This window comes from Flavobacterium rhizosphaerae (assembly GCF_046000445.1).
GTDB lineage: Bacteria > Bacteroidota > Bacteroidia > Flavobacteriales > Flavobacteriaceae > Flavobacterium > Flavobacterium rhizosphaerae.
In genome coordinates this window covers 1-20405 of the sequence record NZ_JBELPZ010000001.1, presented here as the reverse complement: position 1 = coordinate 20405, position 20405 = coordinate 1, and the positions used below count along the sequence as shown (strand labels likewise).

Genomic DNA, 20405 nt, shown 5'->3' with positions numbered 1-20405 from the left:
TTACTGAAAACGTAATTTGTTAACAAACGTAAATAAAAAAGCCGCGGCTTTCGCCACGGCCTTTCCGTTTAGTTAGTTGGATGCTATTTTACAATAAGCTTTTGTGTAGCAGTTGCATTACCTGTGGTAAGGGTAACAATATATATACCTGCGTTTAATGAGGACAGGTTTATTGCCTGCATGTTTGATTGCATTTGTGCAGTAAACACACGTGCGCCTGTTATGCTATATATATTTACTGTAGCATTTTGACCGCTGTTATAGCTTACAGTAATATTTTTATCATCAGATGGGTTAGGGTAGATGCTGAAAGACAGTGCTTTGTTAACATCATTACTGCCTGCTGTGGTTTGCCATTTAACGTTATCTAATATTGCGGCAACATGCTGGCCGCTTGCGCTGATTTTGAATGCTACATACGCATTAGTTGATTGGGGGAAGGGAACTGAATAGGACGTAACCGTACTTGTTGAAACTGTAACGGCATCGCCAACCGGGGTAAAGGTAGCAGCATTGGCAGGGTTTGTAAGTGTACCTGGCTGTATGGTAGCTATGCCTGGAGCTGAAGCTGCCTGAAGGCCTGCATCAAAAGTAAGGGAATAATTTCCGTTTATGGTAGATAGTTCCGGTGTAACAAAATAGGCGGGGGTATCAACAAAAGTAAAACTATAAAATGAAAGGTATCTGTCAGTACTTTCGTCAGCATTATCAAAATTTATGAATGGCCCTTCAGAAAAGCCGCTCCAGCAATTTTGTGGAAGGTCATCTGATTCAAAACTGTCAAAATTTTCATCCAGTGTTTCCATTGCTTCACAAACAGTTGGTAATTCTTCCCATACTATGTTGTCTATGGCAATTGCATTGTGGTTAGTGTCGGAGATAATCTTAAACGCTATATGAGTGCCTACAGCATCAGAAGGTAGTATTATATCGGTATTTACAGGTTCAAAAGTTGTTGCACCTTCTTCGCTTGTAAGGGTTACTACATCGCCATAAGCAGTAAATGTTGCTGCATCTGCCGGATTTACCATAGTGCCCACCTGTACGGTAACCGTGCCTGCGGGGATAGAACCTTCCTGGCCAAGTTTCCAACTGCTAAAGGTAAGGTGGTGGTTGCCATCAATGGTAGATACCGGTGGGGTTACAAGGTAGCCTGCCACATTAGCTCCCATAGCAGCATAGAAATTTGCATACTGGTTTGCAGGGTCACCATCCTGGGCGGTATAGATTAATACACCTGTAGGAAAGCCTGTTGCTATAGTACTCCAGCAATTTTGTGGAAATGCATCGGTTGTGGTTATGGTAAAATCACTAAAATCTTCGTTTATGGTTTCAACTGCATCACATTGTGCCTTTGTAGTAAGTGCGCTAAAGGCTATAATTGCAGAAAGTACAATTCTCTTCATGTTTGTTTATTTAGACTGGTTAAAAATTATGCTGCAAATATAAAAGTTTTATTTATACCAATTCTAAATAAAATCAAAAAGATGAGAAAATTTCTCATCTTTTTGATACAAATATGTGTAAGTGATTATTTGTTTTTGTTGGCCTTTATCATAGCTTCAAGGGCATCCCACATATCATTAGGTATGGCTTCCAGCAGGTTAAACTGTCCTGCGCCTTTCAGCCATTCGCCTCCATCTATCGTAATAACTTCGCCGTTTACATAAGCAGAAAAATCAGAAACCAGATAAGCGGCAAGGTTGGCCAGTTCCTGATGGTCTCCTACACGTTTAAGCGGCACTTTTTTGGCAAGATCAAACTTATCTTTAAGATCTCCGGGTAAAAGCCTGTCCCAGGCACCTTTGGTAGGAAAAGGCCCTGGTGCTATGGCATTGGTGCGTATTCCGTATTTTGCCCACTCTACAGCCAGGCTGCGCGTCATGGCCAGTACACCGGCTTTTGCAGTTGCGCTGGGCACTACATAGGCACTGCCTGTCCAGGCATAGGTTGTTACTATGTTTAGTATAACATTATTTTTCTGGCTGGTATCTATCCAGTGTTTGCCAAAGGCAAGAGTGCAGTTTTTACTCCCTTTTAGTACAATATCTATAATGGTATCAAAGGCATGTGCCGAAAGCCTTTCGGTTGGCGAAATAAAATTACCTGCTGCATTATTAAGTAAAACATTTACATCACCATATGTATCCAGTACTTTGGTAAGCATACTTTCTACTTCTTCATAATGGCGTACATCACATTTTATGGCCATGCATTGACCACCTGTTTCGGTTTCCAGTTCTTTGGCAGTGTTTTGCAGTTTTTCTATATCGCGAGAGGTAATGGCTACCTTAGCGCCAAGTTCCATAAAATATTTAGTCATGGCTTTGCCCAGGCCGCTTCCACCGCCGGTTATAACAATAATTTTATCTTTCAGCGCATCATCGCGAAGCATTTTTCCGGTATACTCCATGTGCAGGGTTTTATGCTGTTTTATTTGGTACTTATATATTGAACGTATTAATCCTCATATTTTACTATTACCTGTGTAAATGCCAAATCATTAGTATTAGGGTTTACAACAGGTCTCATATGTCCGTAGGGCTGCCAGCCTTTTTTAATTTTATCATTTACCAGTTTCTCTAATTCTGCTGGTGTTGCACAGGAAAAAAGCTCATATTCTGTAATACGTTTCATGTATTTTAGGATTAAAAAAATTACCTCCAAATATACAAAAAACAGCGGCCCTAAAGTATTTTATTTAACAGCTTTTTTGTGGCAATCAAGTAACGCCACCTGCTGTTTAAAATATTCAGAATTGATGTATAATATCAATTCTATTGGGAGTTAGGCAGTTTTTTAATATTATTTTTCCTGTTATAACACGCAACCTTTTAACATTTTGCCATCTTACTAAAAAAACCGATTATTATGAAAAAAAGATTGAGATTTTTGGCATTAATGCCTCTTTTCGTTTTGGCATCATGCATTGGTAATAGCGACGATGCGATATCCCCTAAATACGAAGCTGTAATTATGAAGCGGCAGGCTTTTGAAAATTCAGTTTCGCTTATGCCACAGCAAACAATAGCCAAGGCAGGTAAATTGTATATTAAAGGAAACCTGCTTTTTGTAAACGATGTTAATAAGGGGTTTCAGGTATACCAATATGATAATGATGGTACGCCACAGCCACTTCAGTTTATAAATGTACCCGGGGCTACAGACCTTTCTATGCGGGGCAATACCATTTATATAAACCAGGCGACAGACTTAATAACACTTGCGTATGTTAATAATAATATTACCCTTATTAAACGCAATAAAAATGTTTTCCCTCAAAAGCAGGCTCCTAATGGCAGCTATGGTACTATTAGTGGCGATGAGGTAATTGTAGACTGGCAACAACTTTAAATATACACAATTATGAAAAAAATAGTAACTCTAATTATATTATTTGTAGCTTTAGCATACGGTTGCAATAGCGATAGCGACAGCAGTAGTATTGATACACCAACTGACGGACAGGGTGGTAGCCTTGCCGTATTTGTGCTTAAAGGCGATTATTTGTATACGGTTGACCAGACTGACCTGAATGTTTTTTCGCTTGTAGACCCCTCAGGACCTGTAAAGGTAAATGAACTTAGCGTAGGCTTTAATATTGAAACATTGTATAGTGATGCTGATTATTTGTACATAGGTTCGCAAAACGGTATGTATATTTATAATATTGCCAACCCCGAAAATCCGTTATATGTTTCGGCAGCGCAACATGTAACCGCCTGCGATCCTGTAGTATCTAACGGTACGCATGCTTATGTTACCATACATGCCAGTACCGGATGCGGCGGCTCTACAAATGCTTTGTTGGTGTATGATTTAACAAATCCGTCTGATCCGCAACTTGTTCACCAGCGCAACCTTACATCGCCCAAAGGGCTTGGGCTGTATGGAAATTACCTGTTGGTGTGTGATGATGAAATCAAGATATTTGATATTACAAACCCGGATGAACCTGTATTATCTGCGGCTATAAATAAATATTGTAATGACATTATAATAAGAGATAATACCTTATTTGCTATTGGCGACCAGGCCATATACCGCTACACACTTAACCCTAATGATATTGGCAATGCGGTTTTTGTAAGTGAATTATTTTTTTAGGTTTTTATATTTAGGCCGGAAGTGGTGGGCAGATTATTTTTGCCTGCCACTTTCTTTTTGGTTATTCTTCACCTAAATTTTTTATTTTTTCTTCGGCGAAAGCTTTTTCATCTTCATCGCCATATTTTTTTACCAGGTTATAATATTTTACAGCGTTGGCTTTATCCTTTTTTAATTTATAGGCATGGGCAATATTGCCCAGCACTATGGTATCTTCCGGGGCAAGTTTTTCGGCTTTCAATAGTGCTTCAAGTGCTTTATCTGTTTTATTCTGCATCATATAAGCAATAGAAAGGTTTGAGAGGCTTTCTACATGGTCCGGATAATGTTTTAGCACAGCCTCGGCAATGCGCCTTATATTATCAAACAATGCATCCTGCCCGGTATTATACAGCTGTACTACATAGTCCTGAACAGAGCCCAGCATAAAGGCTTTAGCGTCATCAAGGGGTTGATTGCCCTTCCATAACCATGCATTTTTAATGGTGGCGCTGTAATCTATTGTTTTTATAATGCTGCCGGTAAATTTTTCATACTCTTCAAGTTTACCTAAAAAATAAACTTCTCCAAACCGCATATCCAGCCTTTCAGGAAATTTATCTATGCCTTTATCAATATATTGTAATGCCTTTTTGGCATCTTTTTCATTATATATTACCCTGCTGTTTAAATATCCTGCTTTGTTATTTAATGAATCTAAAATCACAAAAGATTCCCCTTCTCCCTCATCGTTTTGAAAGGTTATATTTTCTTTCCTGCTTTTATTTACATAATAGTTAAAGCAGGCCACATAAAAATCGGGGTTATCAGTACCGGTTTTCTCCCATTTTTCAAGAAATTGTTTCTGGGCAATGCTGTCTCCATCCTTAAGTAACTGATTAAATTCCGTTAAATTTTGTGCCTTGCCGGTATAGCAAAGTAAGAGGAGTGCAATTAGTATAAAAGTCTGTTTCATAAACTATTTGGTTGCGTTTATCAAACTTATGAAAAAAGCATGTTAAATAGATTGCAATAAGTTATTATTTTGACTGGTAGTGTTTTATAAAAAAAGCCGGGCAATAATGCCCGGCAAAAAAAATCAACTACACTTAACATTAATTAATAACCCATATTTTGAGTGATCTCTTTGGTAACATCTATAGTAGCCTGTGGGATAGGGAATACCCTTTTGTATGGTTCTGTAGCGGGTTTTGCAGTATATGGCAGGTCAAACTTGCCAAAGCGTATCATTTCCGGACGCCTGTGCATTTCCCAATACATTTCAAAACCCCACTCTTTGTGAAAGGTGTCGGCATCAATACTGCTTATGGCTGCGCCGGGGGTACTGCCATAAAGCGCTTCTCTTGTGCGTGAAGTACGCAGCATGTTTATGTCGGCCAGTGCAGCAGCAGTTTCGCCTTTGCGCAGGCTGGCCTCTGCCCTCATCAGGTAGATGTAGCCTAACCTGTATAGTGGTATGTCTACTTTACTGGCACCGTTACCACCTTCCGGGTCGTACTCAAATTTAAATATGCGTACACCACGGTTTATCTGGTCCTGTGCAAGAACAGCCTGTGAAGGATTGTCAAAATCAAGTTCGGGGGTAAATACCATTGCGGTACCGGCACTTTTTTCCATAAACAATTGCGAAACCTTTATACGGCCATCGTTTGTCATTTCAAAGCCCCCGCCAGATGTTAGCTTTGGCCCGTACTGCTGCCCGTAAAGCAGTCCGCTGTTAAAGTGGAACCAGGGCAGGTTATCGCTATTCGGCACAATATCTGATGCCGGAACGCTTGCCGTTGTGCCATCATTCATAAACCAGGTGCCATCGCCATACTGGTATTTACGGCTAAACCTTGGGTCATCATGGTTGCCCTCCCAGCTGTTAAAGAATTCAGGAGTGGTACAGGAACCATTGGTTCCCCTGTTGCTTGGAGAAGGCCTTTGGTTACGTGCTACACACATATATCCCATGTCGTTATCTCCGTTGTGTATGTTATCAATTTTCTGAACCACCACAAAAATAAGTTCAGACCCACCACTGTTATTAATAGAAAAGTTATCAAAAAAGTTGGTAGCCAGCTGGAATTTACCGGAGTTGATTATCTGGTTAGAGTAATAAATAACCTTATCCATATCAGTACCGTTACCACCTACGGCAGTCTCGTTAAAGTTAAAGCCTGAACCTGCATTATAACGGTCTTTGTAAACAGCACGGTTAAGATACATTTCGGCAAGCATGGCATAGGCAGCTTCGCGTGTAAACCTTCCGTTATGTGTAGACTGCTCTCCAAGCGATGCAAGGTTAGGCAGTAAAGCTTCAACCTGAAGGATAAGGTCATCAATAGCGGTTTCGGCATATAAAATCTGAATAGGCGCATTGGTATCCATTGGGTCGCGGTACGGTGCCTGCCCAAAAAGGTCAAGCACTTGGTAGGTATAAAATGCCAACAGGCCTTTTGCTTCTGCAAGAAGCAGGTCTTTATCGGCAATTTCGCTTTCATCTATAGCTTTAATAGCTGTTAAAGAGCGGGTAATACCATCGGTAAGGTTGCTCCAGTTACTGGATACCACCGGGCTTGTTGAAGTCCAGCTGAATTCGTGCATGGCGCGCCATTTACCACCGTCTCCCCAGTCACTACCCCTTGTGGGCAGCAGGGCAATATCTGTGGTATACTCCTGCATGGCAAACATACCACCATTATCTACAAAGGTACCTTCGCCAAGGCGGCTATACGCGGCTGCCAGTGCACCGGGTGCATTAGATCCGCCGTCGCTTACAAGTACTTCGTCAAGCACTTTCTCGTCAAGGTTGGTACATCCTGTTAAGGCTAATACTGCACAGGCCAGGACGGTTATATTTTTCAGGTTGAATTTTAAATTATAGTTCATAACAGATTAAAGTTTTAAGGTTGCACCTAAAATATATGTTTTAGAAGAAGGGTAGCTTGTGTAGTCTATACCTATAGACTGGTTACCGTCACTTGATTTAGGGCTGTTAATAAGCGGGTCATAACCGCTGTATGGTGTAATGGTAAGCAGGTTTTGGCCAGTTACATATACTGTTAACCCCTGTAGCCAGTTAGCATTTTTGCTTTTAAAAGTATACCCTAAGCGGGCGGTATTAAGACGAATAAAGTCAGACTTTTCAAGATACAGTGTGCTTAGCAGCGGTGAGTTGGCCGGGTTAGCACCAGAATCAAAATATCTTATAGAAACGTTTCTGTCTGATGCCAGGTTGTTAATGTTAAGGGCGTTAAGGCCGGTGTTGTTAAGGTTGTAACCACCTGTCTGGCCGATAATAGAGAATGAAAAATCGAAGTTTTTATAGCTCATCTGGCTATTGATGCCATAAGTAAATTTTGGTAAAGCACCCTCAATAACTACCCTGTCTGAGTTATTTATAACTCCATCGCCATTTATATCTCTATAGGTGTCGGCGCCGTTTTCATCAAAGCCTGTATGTTGCAGCAGGTAGAAAGAACCGGCGGCATAACCACTTTTGTAAATGTTTGCCATTACACCCGACTGACCGGGACCTGAAATTACACCGGAATATATTTCTGATACCGGCAGGTTTTTAATCTCATTATTAAGCGTGGCACCGTTTACATCGGCAGACCATGTGAAATTATCTGTCTGGATGATGTTAGAGCCTAAGGTAAACTCAAAACCTTTGTTTACAATTTCACCATCTATATTAACCCATACATTTGGTGTTGGGCTAAGCGGTTGAGAAGGGATGTAAAGTATAGCATCGGTAGTAGTTTTGTTGTAATATTCTAACGTACCGTAAAGTTTACTTTTCCAAAGGCTGAAATCAACCCCAAGGTTAAACTGTGTAACTACCTCCCACTTAAGGTCCGGGTTTGCAGTACGTGTTATATTAAGTCCGTTTACAAGGCTAAGGTCATCATACAGGTAGTAACCGTTTGGCCCTTTTAATGAGTAGCTTGCCTGGGTAATTTTGTTAGGAACCTCCTGGTTACCGGTTTGACCCCAGCTTGCCCTTATCTTTAAGTTATCTACAGTGCGCGATGTTGCTGCCATAAAGTTTTCTCTATCCATGTTCCATCCCAATGCAAATGAAGGGAAGTAACCGTATTTATTGTTTTCACCAAAACGGGTAGAGCCGTCTGCCCTCATAGAGGCTGTAACAAGGTATTTATCATTATAAGCATAATTTACTCTTCCAAAATATGACTGTAGTTCGTTTTCCTGTGCATAACCGCTAAGGCCTGCCTGGTCTCCCGATGAGCCTGGGTTAATGTCTGGGCTTACACCTTGTCCCATATCATCTATATTGATGGTTTTAAAGCTGGTACCACTCCTGTAGAATTTCTGGTAAGAGAAACCGGCAAGGGCATCAAACTTGTGTTTATCTGCCATAAAATTGTAGGTAAGGTAGTGCTCTATAAGTGATGAGCTGGACTCCAGGTTGTTCTGAACATACTGACCTGTAGTACTAATATCGGTAAGGTTAGGGTAAACGGTTGTGTTACGTTCTGATATAGAGCGGTCTATGCCAAAGTTAAGTTTGTAATCCAATCCTTTTACCAGCCTGAAAGAAGCTTCAATATTACCAAGAACCCTTAGTGTACGTGTTTCGTCTTTATAAACGCTTAACAGGTAGGCCGGGTTATAGTGGGCATTCATGTTAAAGTTGGTGTAATCACCGTTTTCATCATGTACCGGCCATGTAGGGTTGGCCATAAGGGTGTGTATTATCAATTGGCCGTTAGAACCGCCATCATCACTGGTTGGTACACCGTTATCTCTTGTTTCGCTGGCAGTAAGGTTCATTTTAACCCTTAGGCGCTGGTCATCTAAAAATGATTCGGCTGCGTTTATACGGCCTGTGGTGCGCATAAATTTACTGTTGTTAACCACACCTTCCTGGTCCATATGCGAAAGCGAGGCATAGTAGTTACCAGTGTTGGTTTGTTTGGCAAACGAAAGAGAGTTGTTGTTAGTAACTGCAGTACGGTATATAACATCCTGCCAATCGGTATTTCCCCCATGGTCAAAAGCAGGGTCTGAAAGGTTTTTGCGGTACTGGTTTGCAGAAAGCACATCAAGCTTTTTAATAACGTTAGAATAACCCACGTAAGAGTCTGCCGTAAATGTAGCTTCGCCTTTGCGGCCTTTTTTAGTAGTAATGATTACCACACCGTTAGAACCCCTGGCACCGTATATGGCTGCTGCAGAAGCATCTTTTAATACCGTCATTGACTCAATATCGCTGGTGTTAAGAAAGTTAAGTGGGTTTTTAGCTCCTGATGAACCAAAACCTACATTAGAACCTTCGGGGCTAACATTATCATTAGTAAGCGGCACGCCGTCTACAACAAACAGGGGAGTACTACCGCTACGGATAGAGCCTACCCCACGGATGTTAACATTTATACCTGCACCGGGTTCACCACTGGTGGGCACTATACGCACACCGGCAACCTTACCCTGTAAAAGCGCATCGGGAGAGGTATTAACCCCTTTCCTGAACTGTTCTTCGTTAAGTTGTGTTACAGAACCTGTGACATCTCTTTTAGACTGGTTACCATAACCTACCAAAACCAGTTCGTTTAGCGTGGCGGCATCGGCTTCCATCTGTACTGTAACCTGTGGGCCATCTACAATTACTGTTGCTGTTTTATACCCCACATACGATATTTCTAATGTAGCACCCTGTGCAGCTTCTATTATAAATTCGCCGTTAATATCAGTAGCTACTGAAGTACTGGTACCGGCTACAGTAATTGTAGCACCGGGCAGCGGTAAGCCTTCTTCGTCCGTAACGGTACCACGTACATTTTGCTGTAGTACTGTGGCATTATTTTTTATTAAAACCAGTTTATTGGTAATGTTATAGCTAAACCCTGCTTTTTTAGACAGGTCTTTTAAAGCAATATCCAAAGGTTTATTACTGTAAGAAACAGAGTACACTTTGGTATTGTTGATGATGGCTTCACCATAACTGAATTTATATTCAGTTTGGTGGCTGAGGTTTGAAAAAATATCAATTAAAGTAGCATTTTGTGAACTAATGCTTACTTTTGGCATATCTACAGCCACATTTTTGCTGTGTCCGTAAAATGACGTGAGAGATAAGAGGGCTAAAAACACAACGTTTTTTAGCATACTGCATGTAATTTTAAGATTCATTGATTAAGTTATTGTGTTAACGATGCTTAATTTTTCTGCCGTAGTTGTTCGCACCAACTGCGGTTTTTTTTAAGGGGTATCAATTATTTTTATAGTTTCGGCATAGTGTTCAAATTTTAAGTTTGTTATATAGTTTATTTGTTGTAAAACATCATTTAGCGCTGCATCTTTAAGAATGTATACTGTAAGCTTTTTATCGAGTATCTTATCATTTTCGGGCTCAAAACCAACGCCGTATTTGTAGCGCAGTACCCTTATAACTTCATCCAGCGTAACATTGTCAAGATTGATATCTTGTGTATACCAGTTAACAAGTTTTCTTTTATGGGCGTTTCTTTTTGTAAGGCTGCCTGTTTTAAATAAAGCTTCTTCGCCGGGCACCAGGTTAACATGTTGGGTAGGGGAGGTTACCTTTACACGCCCCGTAAGCACTACTACATTACACCTGTCTTTAAGGAGGCGGATATGGAATGATGTGCCCAGCACGCGGGTTTTTAGTTTTCCCGATGTTATTATAAACGGATGCTGGGGGTTTTTGGCAACATCAAAAAAGGCATTGCCCTTAAGTAGTGTAACATTACGCTCATTACCTGTAAAGTATTCCGGGTACTTTAGTACCGAATTAGCCGAAAGGTATATGGATGAGCCATCCTGAAGGTGTATAGAATCAACTGCATTACCGGTTTTAAAACTAAGCATCTTTACTTGTGGCTCATGCAGCGTAAAAAAACTGATGCCAAGTACTAAAGCTATTGATGCCGCCGCGATGTATATATAAGAACGTTTTAATCTCTTTTTGCGCTGGATACGTTTTTGTATACCGGTTAATATTTTTTCTGATGCTGCCTGCCTGCTGCCCATAGTAGCATCATCCCAACCGGCATTACGGTATTCTGATGCCATAAAGTTTTCCAGCAGCTCTTCTTCAGTGCCTGTTTTTTTGCCTGCATTTTCTATAAGCTTGTGCAGGTAATGCTTTTGTTGGTTTGCCATCTTGTTATAATTCACTTATAAGTACCGTATGGGGCAAAAAAGTACTATGGTGAATTATTACCAAACTGTTAAAGAAATGTTATGAGTAAAAAGAGTATCCAGTGGAGGTCTTTCAGTTCAAAGCGCAACTGTTTAAGCGCCATTGATAACTGGTTTTTTACGGTTTGTTTAGAAATTTCGAGCTCTTTGGCAATCTGCTCGGTATTCATTTCCTGCAGCTTGTGCATGAGCAAAATTTCTTTTCTTTTTTCCGGAAGGTTGTTCAGTAAAGTATGCAGCTTACCGTAAAGCGGATTTTCTTCGTCCTGTAGGTTTTCTATAATATAAGTGTCAAAACAATCTTCCAGTACTACAGTATTAAAACTGTTGTTGCGGTAGTGTTTAAATATTTGGTTTTTTACAGCCCGGTACAAATAATGTTCTGCCGAGAGTATTTTTACCTCACGCCGCCTTTCCCAAAGGTCAATAAATACATCCTGCACTATATTTTGTGCAAGTTCTTCGTCTCGGGTTAATTTAAAAGAAAACGCTGTTAACTTTTCCCAGTATGTATTATAAACATTTTCAAAGTCTTTACGCTCTTTCATTGGTAAAAAGGGGGCATTATATTCTGAAATGCTAAGTAATGAAATGTAATGCTTTTGTGTTTTTCGGTAAGGTTATTATAAAATTAATTCAAGGGAAATTATAGGTAAAATAATCACGAAATAATTGTTATTTATTGTGTAATACCTCTTTCTTCAAGGTTTGTTTTACTTGTAATAACGCAAACTTAACTTGTGTTATTTACTTTTGGCAACACAGGCAGAGTTCGCACATCAGCCTCATGTATCCTTAATACCGGTTACTATGCCGGGCACCTCTTTTTATACCATTAATTTAATAATCATAAACTTTATGAAACAGTTTATTTTGGCATTTGCCTTTATATTTTGCGGTTTGGCAACATGCCGGGCCCAAATACAGGACGATAACCTTAAAATTAACAAGATACAGGTTATAGGCTCTCACAATAGTTACCGTTATGCTATAGAGCCTGCACTTTTTAAAGCCATACAGGCAGAAGATACCACGCGTGACCTTAGCGGTTTGGAGTATGAGCATATAGCTATAAACAAGCAACTTGATATGGGGCTGCGGAGCCTTGAAATAGACGTTTACCCGGATAGCAAAGGCGGAATGTATGCCCACCCTAAAGGACTTGACCTTGCCAAACCTGAACAACCGTATGACCCGCAAGGTAAAATGCTTAACCCCGGCTTTAAAGTATTCCATATGCCCGATGTAGATTTCAGGACACAGTTTTACACTTTTGAAGATGCCTTAAAAGCCTTAAAAACATGGTCTGACGCTAACCCTGATCATGTACCTGTGTTTATTACCCTTGAGCCTAAAGGAGGCGAGACCAACCACTTTGGTACGGTTGTAGAACCAATGACATCTGAGCGTTTTGATGAGCTTGACAATGTTATTAAAACCAACCTTGGCACAGATAAATTAATTACCCCTGATATGGTGCGAGGCAACTATAAAACACTGGAAGAAGCGGTGCTGCATAACAACTGGCCTACACTGGGGCAGGCTAAAGGTAAATTTATGTTTATACTGGATAACCATGGCGAAAAAAGGGATTTATATATAAAAGGCCATCCATCACTAAAGGGGGGTGTGATATTTGTAAATGCCGATCCCGGCACGCCGGAAGCTGCAACACTTTTTCGCAATGAACCGGAGGATGCTGCTATACCGGAACTGGTAAAAAAAGGTTATTTTGTGCGTACCCGGGCTGATGCCAACACAGAAGAGGCTCGTAAAAATGATTACAGCCGTTTTGAACTGGCTGAAAAATCGGGGGCACAGGTTATCACTACCGATTATTATCAGCCAAGCAAGATGTTTAAATCATCATATCATATTAAATTTGATGATAAGGTTCCTTACGTAAGGCTAAACCCCGTGCTGGTGAAAAAATAGTGGTTATACTATACTTGTTTTATCAGTATAGATGAAATAAAATGGAGGCATGCGCCTCCATTTTATTTTGTTATTGTTTTTACCTGGCCGGTATTGGTATTAAAGGTGAAATGATTTGCAGGCGCACCGCTAAGAAATTTTTGAAAGATGGTAAAGAATAGCTGCAACTGCCGGTTTTCTTTACCATCTGTACTGCCGGGAGGATTACAATACTGAAATGTATCTATAAGAAACAGGTATTCTTCAATTCTTTGTTTGCCAATATCGTCAATAGCCAGTACATCGGCATTGCGCAGGCGGTAAAAGTCAACAATCATATCGTAGGCGGGCCATTCCCCAAAACTTTTGTAATTAAAGCCGTTCAGCTCAAGAAGCTCTTCAATGTCTACAGTACATGAATATTTCAACAGTTCTTTACCGTTTTTTTGCCTCATAAATTTTATAAATTCTGTTGGCCAGTCGTCTGGTATAAAGCGCAGCCGTACCAGTTCCTGCAAATGCATGTTGGTAAACTCACGGTAGTTTTCAGCCTTGAGCAGCTCAGCATTCCAGATATCTTTTTTACCCTGTTGTTTGAGGTAATCGTATTCTATGCGGTAAAGCCCAAACAACTCATCAAAACGGGGCACATCAGCAATTGTGATGGTTTCAATTTCCAGTTCCCCGGCAGGTTTTATGGTAAGCAGTTTGTATGCGGGTATATAAGCCGCGAGCGATGGTGTTTGTACATTTATAAGGGTATTACCGTTTTTAGAAGTACGTATACCGGTATCGTTTATATGCATGTGCCCCGCAAAGTGTATTTGTATGCCTGCATCAGCAAATACCTGTGCTACATCTTCATCGGGTACGCGTTCCAGTTGCCACTTATCAGGCCCCATAAGCTGTGCAATTTCAGGTGAGGCGTCATCATTAAAATCTACCATAGGGTAATGGCTAAAAGCAATAAGGGTTTTATTGTATTTTTTAGCCTGCTGTGCAATTTGGGCAACCCAGCTGATTAAATATTTTTTATTGGTAAGTACCTGGTTATAGCCAATACCTGCCCCCTTATAATTTTTTGGGTCGGTTGCACTTGCATTTGTGTTTTTGGGTATATACACATTGCCGTCTATAGCCAGCAGCCAAAGGCCTTCAACAGGTTCGGCAAGGTAACTGGCATCTGGCACGGTATAACCCGGGGCAACCTCATACCTCCTGTGGTTTAATGCAGATTGTTCTGTTGCCTTTTTAAATGAATAATCTCCCGGGCTATAATCACTGAAAGGCGTAGCCCAGTACTGATAGGTTTTTTGCGGATAGAAGCCGAAATTTTTTAGTGTCTCAGTAATTTCAAGATAGCCCATTTTGGCAATGTCTTTAGTGATAATAACAGGCAACGCGTTTTCTTTCTGACTAAAAATGTCTGCTTTGCTAAATATAGCCTGTGGCTTACCATCCTCGCCTAAAAAATCATCTTTCCCCGCATCCTGCGCAAAAGGGCCTACAGGATCATGGTTGCCCGTAGTTATAAAAAACTGTATACCGTATTTTTTGCTGTATTGGTTTAAAATGTGTTGCAGCCCTCTAAGGTGCAGCGGCTGTCCGTCATCGGTATAATCACCGGGCAGGGCCACACATTTGATGCCTCGTTTTGCAATATCATCCAGTGCTGCCAGAAAGGCGAAGTAATTTTCATTAAAAATGCGTGTTGAATGCATTTGCGACTCCATAGTACGCAACAGGGTGTATTTGCCTGTGCCTGGGTTTAGTACGCCTTTGTAATTATTATCAGAAAGGCTGCCATATAAGTCCTGCAAGTGAACATCGGCCAAAAACGCCACCTGTATGCCGGGGGGGGCAGGTTGCTGTGCAAGGCTATTTTGAGCCAATACGGTAAATAATAAGGCCAGCTGTATAAGTAGTTTGTGTTTTTTTATGGGCATAAATTGATAAATAGGGATATTAACCCGCTAAGTAAATAAAAATTGACTAAAATTATTTTAAGGTAATATTATTATTTAAAAGGATTAGAAAGGGTTGATTTATATGGTGAATTTGTTAAGTATTTCAAAAACTAAATAGGTGATAATACAATATGCCGTATATTTATTGGATAACTTATTTGCCTTTTGGTTATCGCCGGGAGGCTGAAATGTAAACATGTATGATATTAAATGCCTGCAAAACTGCTACAACCATGCAGAAAACAGATGAAAATCAAAATGATAAATTTTACAAGGAGGTTGTTGAAGGTTTAGGCAGCCCACAAAAATATTTACAGCCAAAATATTTTTATGATAAAACAGGCGATGTGTTATTTCAGCAAATTATGGCCATGCCCGAATATTACCTTACCCGTTGCGAGCTGGATATATTTAAAAATAAAACAGCCGGGCTGGCAAAAGCCATAACTGCTCCCGGTGGTGCTTTTGACCTTATTGAGCTTGGTGCCGGCGATGCCACAAAGTCGTCTTACCTCTTGGAATACCTTGTAGAGCAACAAACCGATTTTACCTATATGCCCATTGATATTTCGGGTAATATTTTAACAGTACTTGATGAAAACCTGAAAGCCAAAATGCCGCAACTGGATATTGTATGCCTTGAAGGCGAATATTTTGATATGCTGGGCAAAGCGGCTGCATTATCGCCAAGACGAAAGGTGGTTATGTTTTTAGGGGCTAATATTGGTAATATGGAATTGGAAGAAGCACATAACTTTTGCCATGACCTGTACCGTAATTTAAACCCGGGCGACCTTTTGTTTATTGGCTTTGACCTGAAAAAGCACCCTGATACCATATTACAGGCTTATAATGATAAAGCCGGGATTACCAGTAAATTTAACCTGAACCTGCTTACCCGTATTAACCGTGAATTGGGAGGTGATTTTAACCTTGAAGATTTTGAACATTACCAAATGTATGACCCGCAAACCGGGGCCTGTAAAAGTTTTTTGGTTAGCTTAAGAGAGCAGGAGGTAAGCATAGGTGATAAAACGGTACACTTTAAAAAAGATGAAACCGTTTTTATGGAAATATCACAAAAATTTTCTGAAGCCGAAATAGCGCTTATTGCTGAAGAAACCGGTTTTAAAGCTTTACAAACCTTTACTGATGACAAAGGATGGTTTATGGATGCCGTTTGGGAAGTAGTGTAATATAAATTTGGAGAGTAATGCAAAACAATACGTTAGATGTTTATAAAGCTGAGGTTTTAATTAAAAAATATAGAGAAGTACGAAAACATTCTGAAAGTATTTGTGCTCCGCTGGAAATTGAAGATTATGTGGTACAGCCCGTGGTAGATGTGAGTCCGCCAAAGTGGCACCTTGGGCACACTACCTGGTTTTTTGAAACGTTTATACTTAAATCATATTTTAAGGGGTATGAGGAATATGATGCCCAATACAATTTTGTCTTTAACAGTTATTATGAAACTGTGGGAGCACGTGTTGTTCGTACAGACCGCGGAAACCTGAGCCGCCCCTCTGTTGCCGACGTGTATAGTTATCGTGACTATGTTGATGAAAATATGCTGGCCCTGCTGCAAACCGATGAGGTTACTGATGATATGTGCACCTTGTTAGAACTGGGCCTTAACCATGAGCAGCAACACCAGGAACTACTGCTTAGCGATATAAAATATATACTGGGACACAACCCGCTTTTTCCATCATATTCTAAAGAAAAAACAGTACCGTTACAACCTGTTACAAACAAACATTTTATACCTATAGGTGAAGGGATTTATGAAATTGGCTATAAAGGTAATGGTTTTTGCTTTGATAATGAACTGGGTTCCCATAAAGTATACCTTGAAGCCTTTGAAATATCAGACGCCTTGATTACCAATGCCGAATACCTTGAGTTTATAACCGCTGGCGGCTATCAGGATTTCAGATTTTGGCATAGTGAAGGGTGGGACTGGGTACAGCAAAATAATGTTTCTGCACCGCTGTACTGGCATAGTATTGACGGACGCTGGATGTATTATACCCTTACTGGTTTAACAGAAATAGCACCGGATGAGCCTGTGTGCCACATTAGCTTTTATGAGTCTACCGCCTTTGCCGCATGGAAAGGCATGCGCCTGCCTACCGAAGCCGAGTGGGAAGTAGCCTCTGCCCACTTTAACTGGGGTACACGCTGGGAGTGGACAGGCAGCGCCTATTTGCCCTATCCGCGTTATAAAAAGGATGAAGGCGCTATTGGGGAGTATAACGGTAAATTTATGGTGAACCAGATGGTGCTGCGCGGTAGTTCTGTAGCAACGCCACAGGGGCATAGCCGTACTACCTACCGTAATTTTTTTCATCCCCGGCTGCAATGGCAGTTTACAGGGATACGATTGGTTAAATAGCTTCTTACTTTATTAAACCTGTATTTATATACGTAATTCAACTTTAAATATTACTATAACGCCCCCGCATTGCAGGGGCGTTTTTTGTTACTTATATTATTTTATAAAATATCGTAAAAAATCAGTGTACAGTAAAATTTGATAAATCAACACGAAAACGATTTCGCATTTTTGAACTGGTAATTATCCTGGTCAGTTTTTGAATATATAACTTAGTCATTAGTTAAAGCATAATGATAATCAAGTGAGTGTCGTAAAGGCAAACGTTTTGTTTTTTTATGTTTTTGCTAACCGCTTATATTAAAACTATAGGTTATACAAGCCACTAGTTTTACTTACAACTAAACCATATTAAAATTCTATAACATGAAAACAAAGTTTACTTTATTTGCGTTTGTGGCTGGTATGTTTGCTATAAACACTACTTATGCCCAAACACCACCGCTGGTGTATGGCGAAGAAAATACTGGTGCCGATTGTACAGCGCCAGTGTTGCCGGAAGCAGGCGACCTGATTGCCTACCCCATGTTGCCCGACCCATTTAGCTGGTCTGATGGCAGTGGCAGGTCTACCGACTTTGCCGACTGGGAATGCCGGAGAAATGAGATAAAAGCCGAGATTGAAGCCTATGAAATAGGGCCCAAACCTGTAGCGCCGGAAAACATAACCGCTACTTATGCTGATGGCGTGCTTACCGTAAATGTTACTGAGAACGGGCAAACGCTTACATTAACCTCTAATGTAACTATGCCAACAACAGGCACAGCGCCGTATCCCGTAATAATTGGGATGAATAGTGGTACGGGGAGCATACCGGCCAGCCTTTTTGAGGGCGCTATACAAATACCATTTATGCACAACCAGGTAGTTACCTACAGTAACACAAGCACCAAAGTACCCACCGATCCTTATTATTCACTATACCCGGAATTAATAAATTCAGGTAATTACAGTGCGTGGTCATGGGGTATTAGCCGTTTGATAGACGGTTTGGAAATAGTACAGGCACAAATAAATGCCGACATGAATCATATAGGAGTAACGGGTTGCTCTTATGCCGGTAAAATGGCTTTGTTTGCAGGTGCTTTTGATGAGCGTATTGCCCTTACTATTGCGCAGGAATCTGGTGGCGGTGGTGCTAATTCATGGCGTGTGTCAGAAACTATTGGTAATGTTGAAAAGATAGACAACACTAATTATTCATGGTTTATGACAAGCATGGGTACCAATTTTGGAGGGAGGGCAGAGGTACTTCCTCATGACCACCATGAACTGATGGCTATGGTAGCCCCACGCGCACTGTTTGTTTTGGGTAATACTGATTATGAATGGCTGGGAGACGAATCTGGTTATGTGTCTGACAGGGCTGTAGAAAAAGTATACCAGACATTTGGTATAGAAGACCGCTTTGGATTCTCGATAAGGGGAGGCCACCCCCATTGTAACCTGCCGGAAGTATCTTATCCGGAAGTTGGCGCTTTTATAGACCGCTTTTTATTTGGAGATACCGAAGCTGATACTGATATACATGTGCATCCTTTTCCTGATACTGATTACCAAATGTGGATTGAAGACTGGGATATAACTGCCGACCCTAATACCCCAACAGTATTTATAGACAGCCCTGCAGATTATTCAAGCTATGAAGAACCGGTGAGCGTTACCATTACCGCTTCAACAACAGATGCTGATAACAATATAACTAAAGTAGAATTTTATAATGGCGAAATACTTTTAGGGGAAGATACCTCTGCGCCATACAGCTTTACATGGGAAGATGTTACCGGCGGCACCTATTTTATTTGGGCAAAAGTTATAGATGCACAAAATCTGGAAGGCATGTCAAACGTACGTAAAATCCAGGTTTTGCAACCTACACCAGTAATTTACAGAGTGAGTACACCACCTACAATAGATGGAGCCATAGATGATGTATGGAATGACCCGATGATACAGAGTTTTAATGCCCAAACCGTATTAGTAGGAGATGACATTGATGCTGCAGACCTGAGCGGCTGGGCAAAAGCAGTTTGGGATGATACCTATATTTACCTGTTGGCTTATATTACTGATGATGTGAAAAAGAATGACAGTCCTAATGCGTATGAAGATGATAGTATAGAGTATTATTTTGACGGTAACAATGGTAAAACAGATACCTATGAAGATGATGATGTACAGTATACACTGGCCTGGAATGATAATAACAGTATAGCCAGTTCTCCTGCAAGCATACCTACTACAGGTATAGAATCGGTTATGGCTGATACAGAAGACGGTTATATTGTTGAAACTAAAATCCCGTGGGCCAATTTTGGAACCTCGCCTGCTGATGGTGTATTAATAGGGTTTGACTTTATGATTAATGACGATGATGATGAAAATGCAAACAGGGATGGCAAAATATCATGGAATGCCACAGCAGATTCAGCATATCAAAATACGTCTGTTTTTGGTACTATACAATTATCAGGTACTGTATTGGGGTTTAACCAGTTTACTAATAACTCCGTTAAAGTATATCCTAATCCTGCACAAAATACCATTTGGGTAGCAGGACTTACTAATGAGTTTGAATATAAAATTATAGATGTATCAGGTAAGCTTTGCCTTTCTGGCAGGGCAACCAACGCTATTTCATTAGAAAACCTTCCTAAAGGGTTTTACTTTTTGAATATAAGTGACGGCGCTAACGGCACCTATAAAAAGATCATTAAAAATTAATGCTTTCGCGTATATAATTTTCTTTTCATAGCTATTTAAAAAGGGGCTGTCTCAAAAGTGAGTCAGCCCTATTTTTTTTAAACAAATAAGGGAGCCCGCGGGTTCCCTTTATTCTGCAA

At 40.5% G+C, this 20405-nt stretch carries 15 protein-coding genes; 6 read left to right on the top strand and 9 right to left on the bottom strand.

All coding sequences use genetic code 11. The annotated features are described in order from the left end of the window. Positions 1 to 83: 83 nt before the first annotated feature. The 3 genes from ABS766_RS00075 to ABS766_RS00065 form a co-directional block, all read right to left on the bottom strand. Positions 84 to 1406 (bottom strand): T9SS type A sorting domain-containing protein, encoded by a 1323-nt coding sequence (locus ABS766_RS00075; RefSeq protein ID WP_408083027.1) that lies wholly within the window; start codon positions 1404 to 1406, stop codon positions 84 to 86. Between the two features lie 125 nt (positions 1407 to 1531). Next, a complete protein-coding gene (locus tag ABS766_RS00070) occupies positions 1532 to 2413 on the bottom strand; it encodes an SDR family oxidoreductase (protein ID WP_408083025.1) in 882 nt (293 codons plus the stop codon). 47 nt (positions 2414 to 2460) lie between these two features. Further along, positions 2461 to 2637, bottom strand: coding sequence for a DUF1737 domain-containing protein (locus ABS766_RS00065; RefSeq protein ID WP_408083024.1), 177 nt, complete (start codon positions 2635 to 2637; stop codon positions 2461 to 2463). A gap of 234 nt (positions 2638 to 2871) precedes the next feature. Between ABS766_RS00065 and ABS766_RS00060 the strand changes: the two genes are divergently transcribed. Both ABS766_RS00060 and ABS766_RS00055 read left to right on the top strand, forming a co-directional pair. Beyond that, positions 2872 to 3354: a hypothetical protein gene (locus ABS766_RS00060; protein ID WP_408083023.1), complete on the top strand. Its 483-nt coding sequence runs from the start codon at positions 2872 to 2874 to the stop codon at positions 3352 to 3354. A gap of 12 nt (positions 3355 to 3366) precedes the next feature. Further along, positions 3367 to 4107, top strand: coding sequence for an LVIVD repeat-containing protein (locus ABS766_RS00055; protein ID WP_408083022.1), 741 nt, complete (start codon positions 3367 to 3369; stop codon positions 4105 to 4107). A 61-nt stretch (positions 4108 to 4168) separates the two neighbouring features. Here the strand turns inward: ABS766_RS00055 and ABS766_RS00050 are convergent, their stop codons facing one another. The 5 genes from ABS766_RS00050 to ABS766_RS00030 form a co-directional block, all read right to left on the bottom strand. After that, a complete protein-coding gene (locus ABS766_RS00050) occupies positions 4169 to 5062 on the bottom strand; it encodes a tetratricopeptide repeat protein (protein ID WP_408083021.1) in 894 nt (297 codons plus the stop codon). A gap of 143 nt (positions 5063 to 5205) precedes the next feature. Beyond that, the gene (locus ABS766_RS00045) at positions 5206 to 6981 is read right to left on the bottom strand and encodes a RagB/SusD family nutrient uptake outer membrane protein (protein ID WP_408083019.1); all 1776 of its coding nucleotides are present in this window, start codon (positions 6979 to 6981) and stop codon (positions 5206 to 5208) included. A gap of 6 nt (positions 6982 to 6987) precedes the next feature. Beyond that, positions 6988 to 10227 carry a SusC/RagA family TonB-linked outer membrane protein gene (locus ABS766_RS00040; protein WP_408083018.1) on the bottom strand — a complete coding sequence of 1080 codons (3240 nt, stop codon included), beginning with the start codon at positions 10225 to 10227 and terminating at the stop codon, positions 6988 to 6990. 93 nt (positions 10228 to 10320) lie between these two features. Further along, positions 10321 to 11244, bottom strand: a complete 924-nt coding sequence (locus tag ABS766_RS00035) for a FecR family protein (protein ID WP_408083017.1) — start codon at positions 11242 to 11244, stop codon at positions 10321 to 10323. A gap of 68 nt (positions 11245 to 11312) precedes the next feature. After that, positions 11313 to 11831, bottom strand: a complete 519-nt coding sequence (locus ABS766_RS00030) for a sigma-70 family RNA polymerase sigma factor (RefSeq protein ID WP_408083016.1) — start codon at positions 11829 to 11831, stop codon at positions 11313 to 11315. Between the two features lie 310 nt (positions 11832 to 12141). Here ABS766_RS00030 and ABS766_RS00025 point away from each other — a divergent pair, with 310 nt between their 5' ends. Continuing rightward, positions 12142 to 13218, top strand: coding sequence for a phosphatidylinositol-specific phospholipase C1-like protein (locus ABS766_RS00025; protein WP_408083015.1), 1077 nt, complete (start codon positions 12142 to 12144; stop codon positions 13216 to 13218). Positions 13219 to 13280: 62 nt separating this feature from the next. On the opposite strand, the gene ABS766_RS00020 is transcribed toward ABS766_RS00025, so the two are convergent. Continuing rightward, entirely contained in the window at positions 13281 to 15143 is a 1863-nt protein-coding gene (locus ABS766_RS00020) for a metallophosphoesterase family protein (protein ID WP_408083014.1), read from the bottom strand. A gap of 254 nt (positions 15144 to 15397) precedes the next feature. On the opposite strand from ABS766_RS00020, the gene egtD reads away from it, so the two are divergent. From egtD to ABS766_RS00005, 3 genes are all read left to right on the top strand, one after another. Then, complete coding sequence (egtD, locus tag ABS766_RS00015; protein WP_408083013.1) at positions 15398 to 16360, top strand: L-histidine N(alpha)-methyltransferase; 963 nt, start codon at positions 15398 to 15400, stop codon at positions 16358 to 16360. A gap of 17 nt (positions 16361 to 16377) precedes the next feature. Then, positions 16378 to 17562 (top strand): ergothioneine biosynthesis protein EgtB, encoded by a 1185-nt coding sequence (egtB, locus tag ABS766_RS00010; protein ID WP_408083012.1) that lies wholly within the window; start codon positions 16378 to 16380, stop codon positions 17560 to 17562. Between the two features lie 366 nt (positions 17563 to 17928). Next, positions 17929 to 20286, top strand: coding sequence for a glucuronyl esterase domain-containing protein (locus tag ABS766_RS00005; protein ID WP_408083011.1), 2358 nt, complete (start codon positions 17929 to 17931; stop codon positions 20284 to 20286). Positions 20287 to 20405 lie beyond the last annotated feature (119 nt).

What these genes read in the sequence shown, in the direction of transcription:
- ABS766_RS00055 (WP_408083022.1), top strand. Translation starts at nt 3,367, where the DNA reads ATGAAAAAAATAGTAACTCTAATTATATTATTTGTAGCTTTAGCATAC.
- ABS766_RS00075 (WP_408083027.1), bottom strand. Translation starts at nt 1,406, where the DNA reads ATGAAGAGAATTGTACTTTCTGCAATTATAGCCTTTAGCGCACTTACT.
- ABS766_RS00065 (WP_408083024.1), bottom strand. Translation starts at nt 2,637, where the DNA reads ATGAAACGTATTACAGAATATGAGCTTTTTTCCTGTGCAACACCAGCA.
- ABS766_RS00060 (WP_408083023.1), top strand. Translation starts at nt 2,872, where the DNA reads ATGAAAAAAAGATTGAGATTTTTGGCATTAATGCCTCTTTTCGTTTTG.
- ABS766_RS00045 (WP_408083019.1), bottom strand. Translation starts at nt 6,981, where the DNA reads ATGAACTATAATTTAAAATTCAACCTGAAAAATATAACCGTCCTGGCC.
- ABS766_RS00035 (WP_408083017.1), bottom strand. Translation starts at nt 11,244, where the DNA reads ATGGCAAACCAACAAAAGCATTACCTGCACAAGCTTATAGAAAATGCA.
- ABS766_RS00030 (WP_408083016.1), bottom strand. Translation starts at nt 11,831, where the DNA reads ATGAAAGAGCGTAAAGACTTTGAAAATGTTTATAATACATACTGGGAA.
- ABS766_RS00050 (WP_408083021.1), bottom strand. Translation starts at nt 5,062, where the DNA reads ATGAAACAGACTTTTATACTAATTGCACTCCTCTTACTTTGCTATACC.
- egtB (WP_408083012.1), top strand. Translation starts at nt 16,378, where the DNA reads ATGCAAAACAATACGTTAGATGTTTATAAAGCTGAGGTTTTAATTAAA.
- ABS766_RS00005 (WP_408083011.1), top strand. Translation starts at nt 17,929, where the DNA reads ATGAAAACAAAGTTTACTTTATTTGCGTTTGTGGCTGGTATGTTTGCT.
- ABS766_RS00025 (WP_408083015.1), top strand. Translation starts at nt 12,142, where the DNA reads ATGAAACAGTTTATTTTGGCATTTGCCTTTATATTTTGCGGTTTGGCA.
- ABS766_RS00070 (WP_408083025.1), bottom strand. Translation starts at nt 2,413, where the DNA reads ATGGAGTATACCGGAAAAATGCTTCGCGATGATGCGCTGAAAGATAAA.
- egtD (WP_408083013.1), top strand. Translation starts at nt 15,398, where the DNA reads ATGCAGAAAACAGATGAAAATCAAAATGATAAATTTTACAAGGAGGTT.
- ABS766_RS00040 (WP_408083018.1), bottom strand. Translation starts at nt 10,227, where the DNA reads ATGCTAAAAAACGTTGTGTTTTTAGCCCTCTTATCTCTCACGTCATTT.
- ABS766_RS00020 (WP_408083014.1), bottom strand. Translation starts at nt 15,143, where the DNA reads ATGCCCATAAAAAAACACAAACTACTTATACAGCTGGCCTTATTATTT.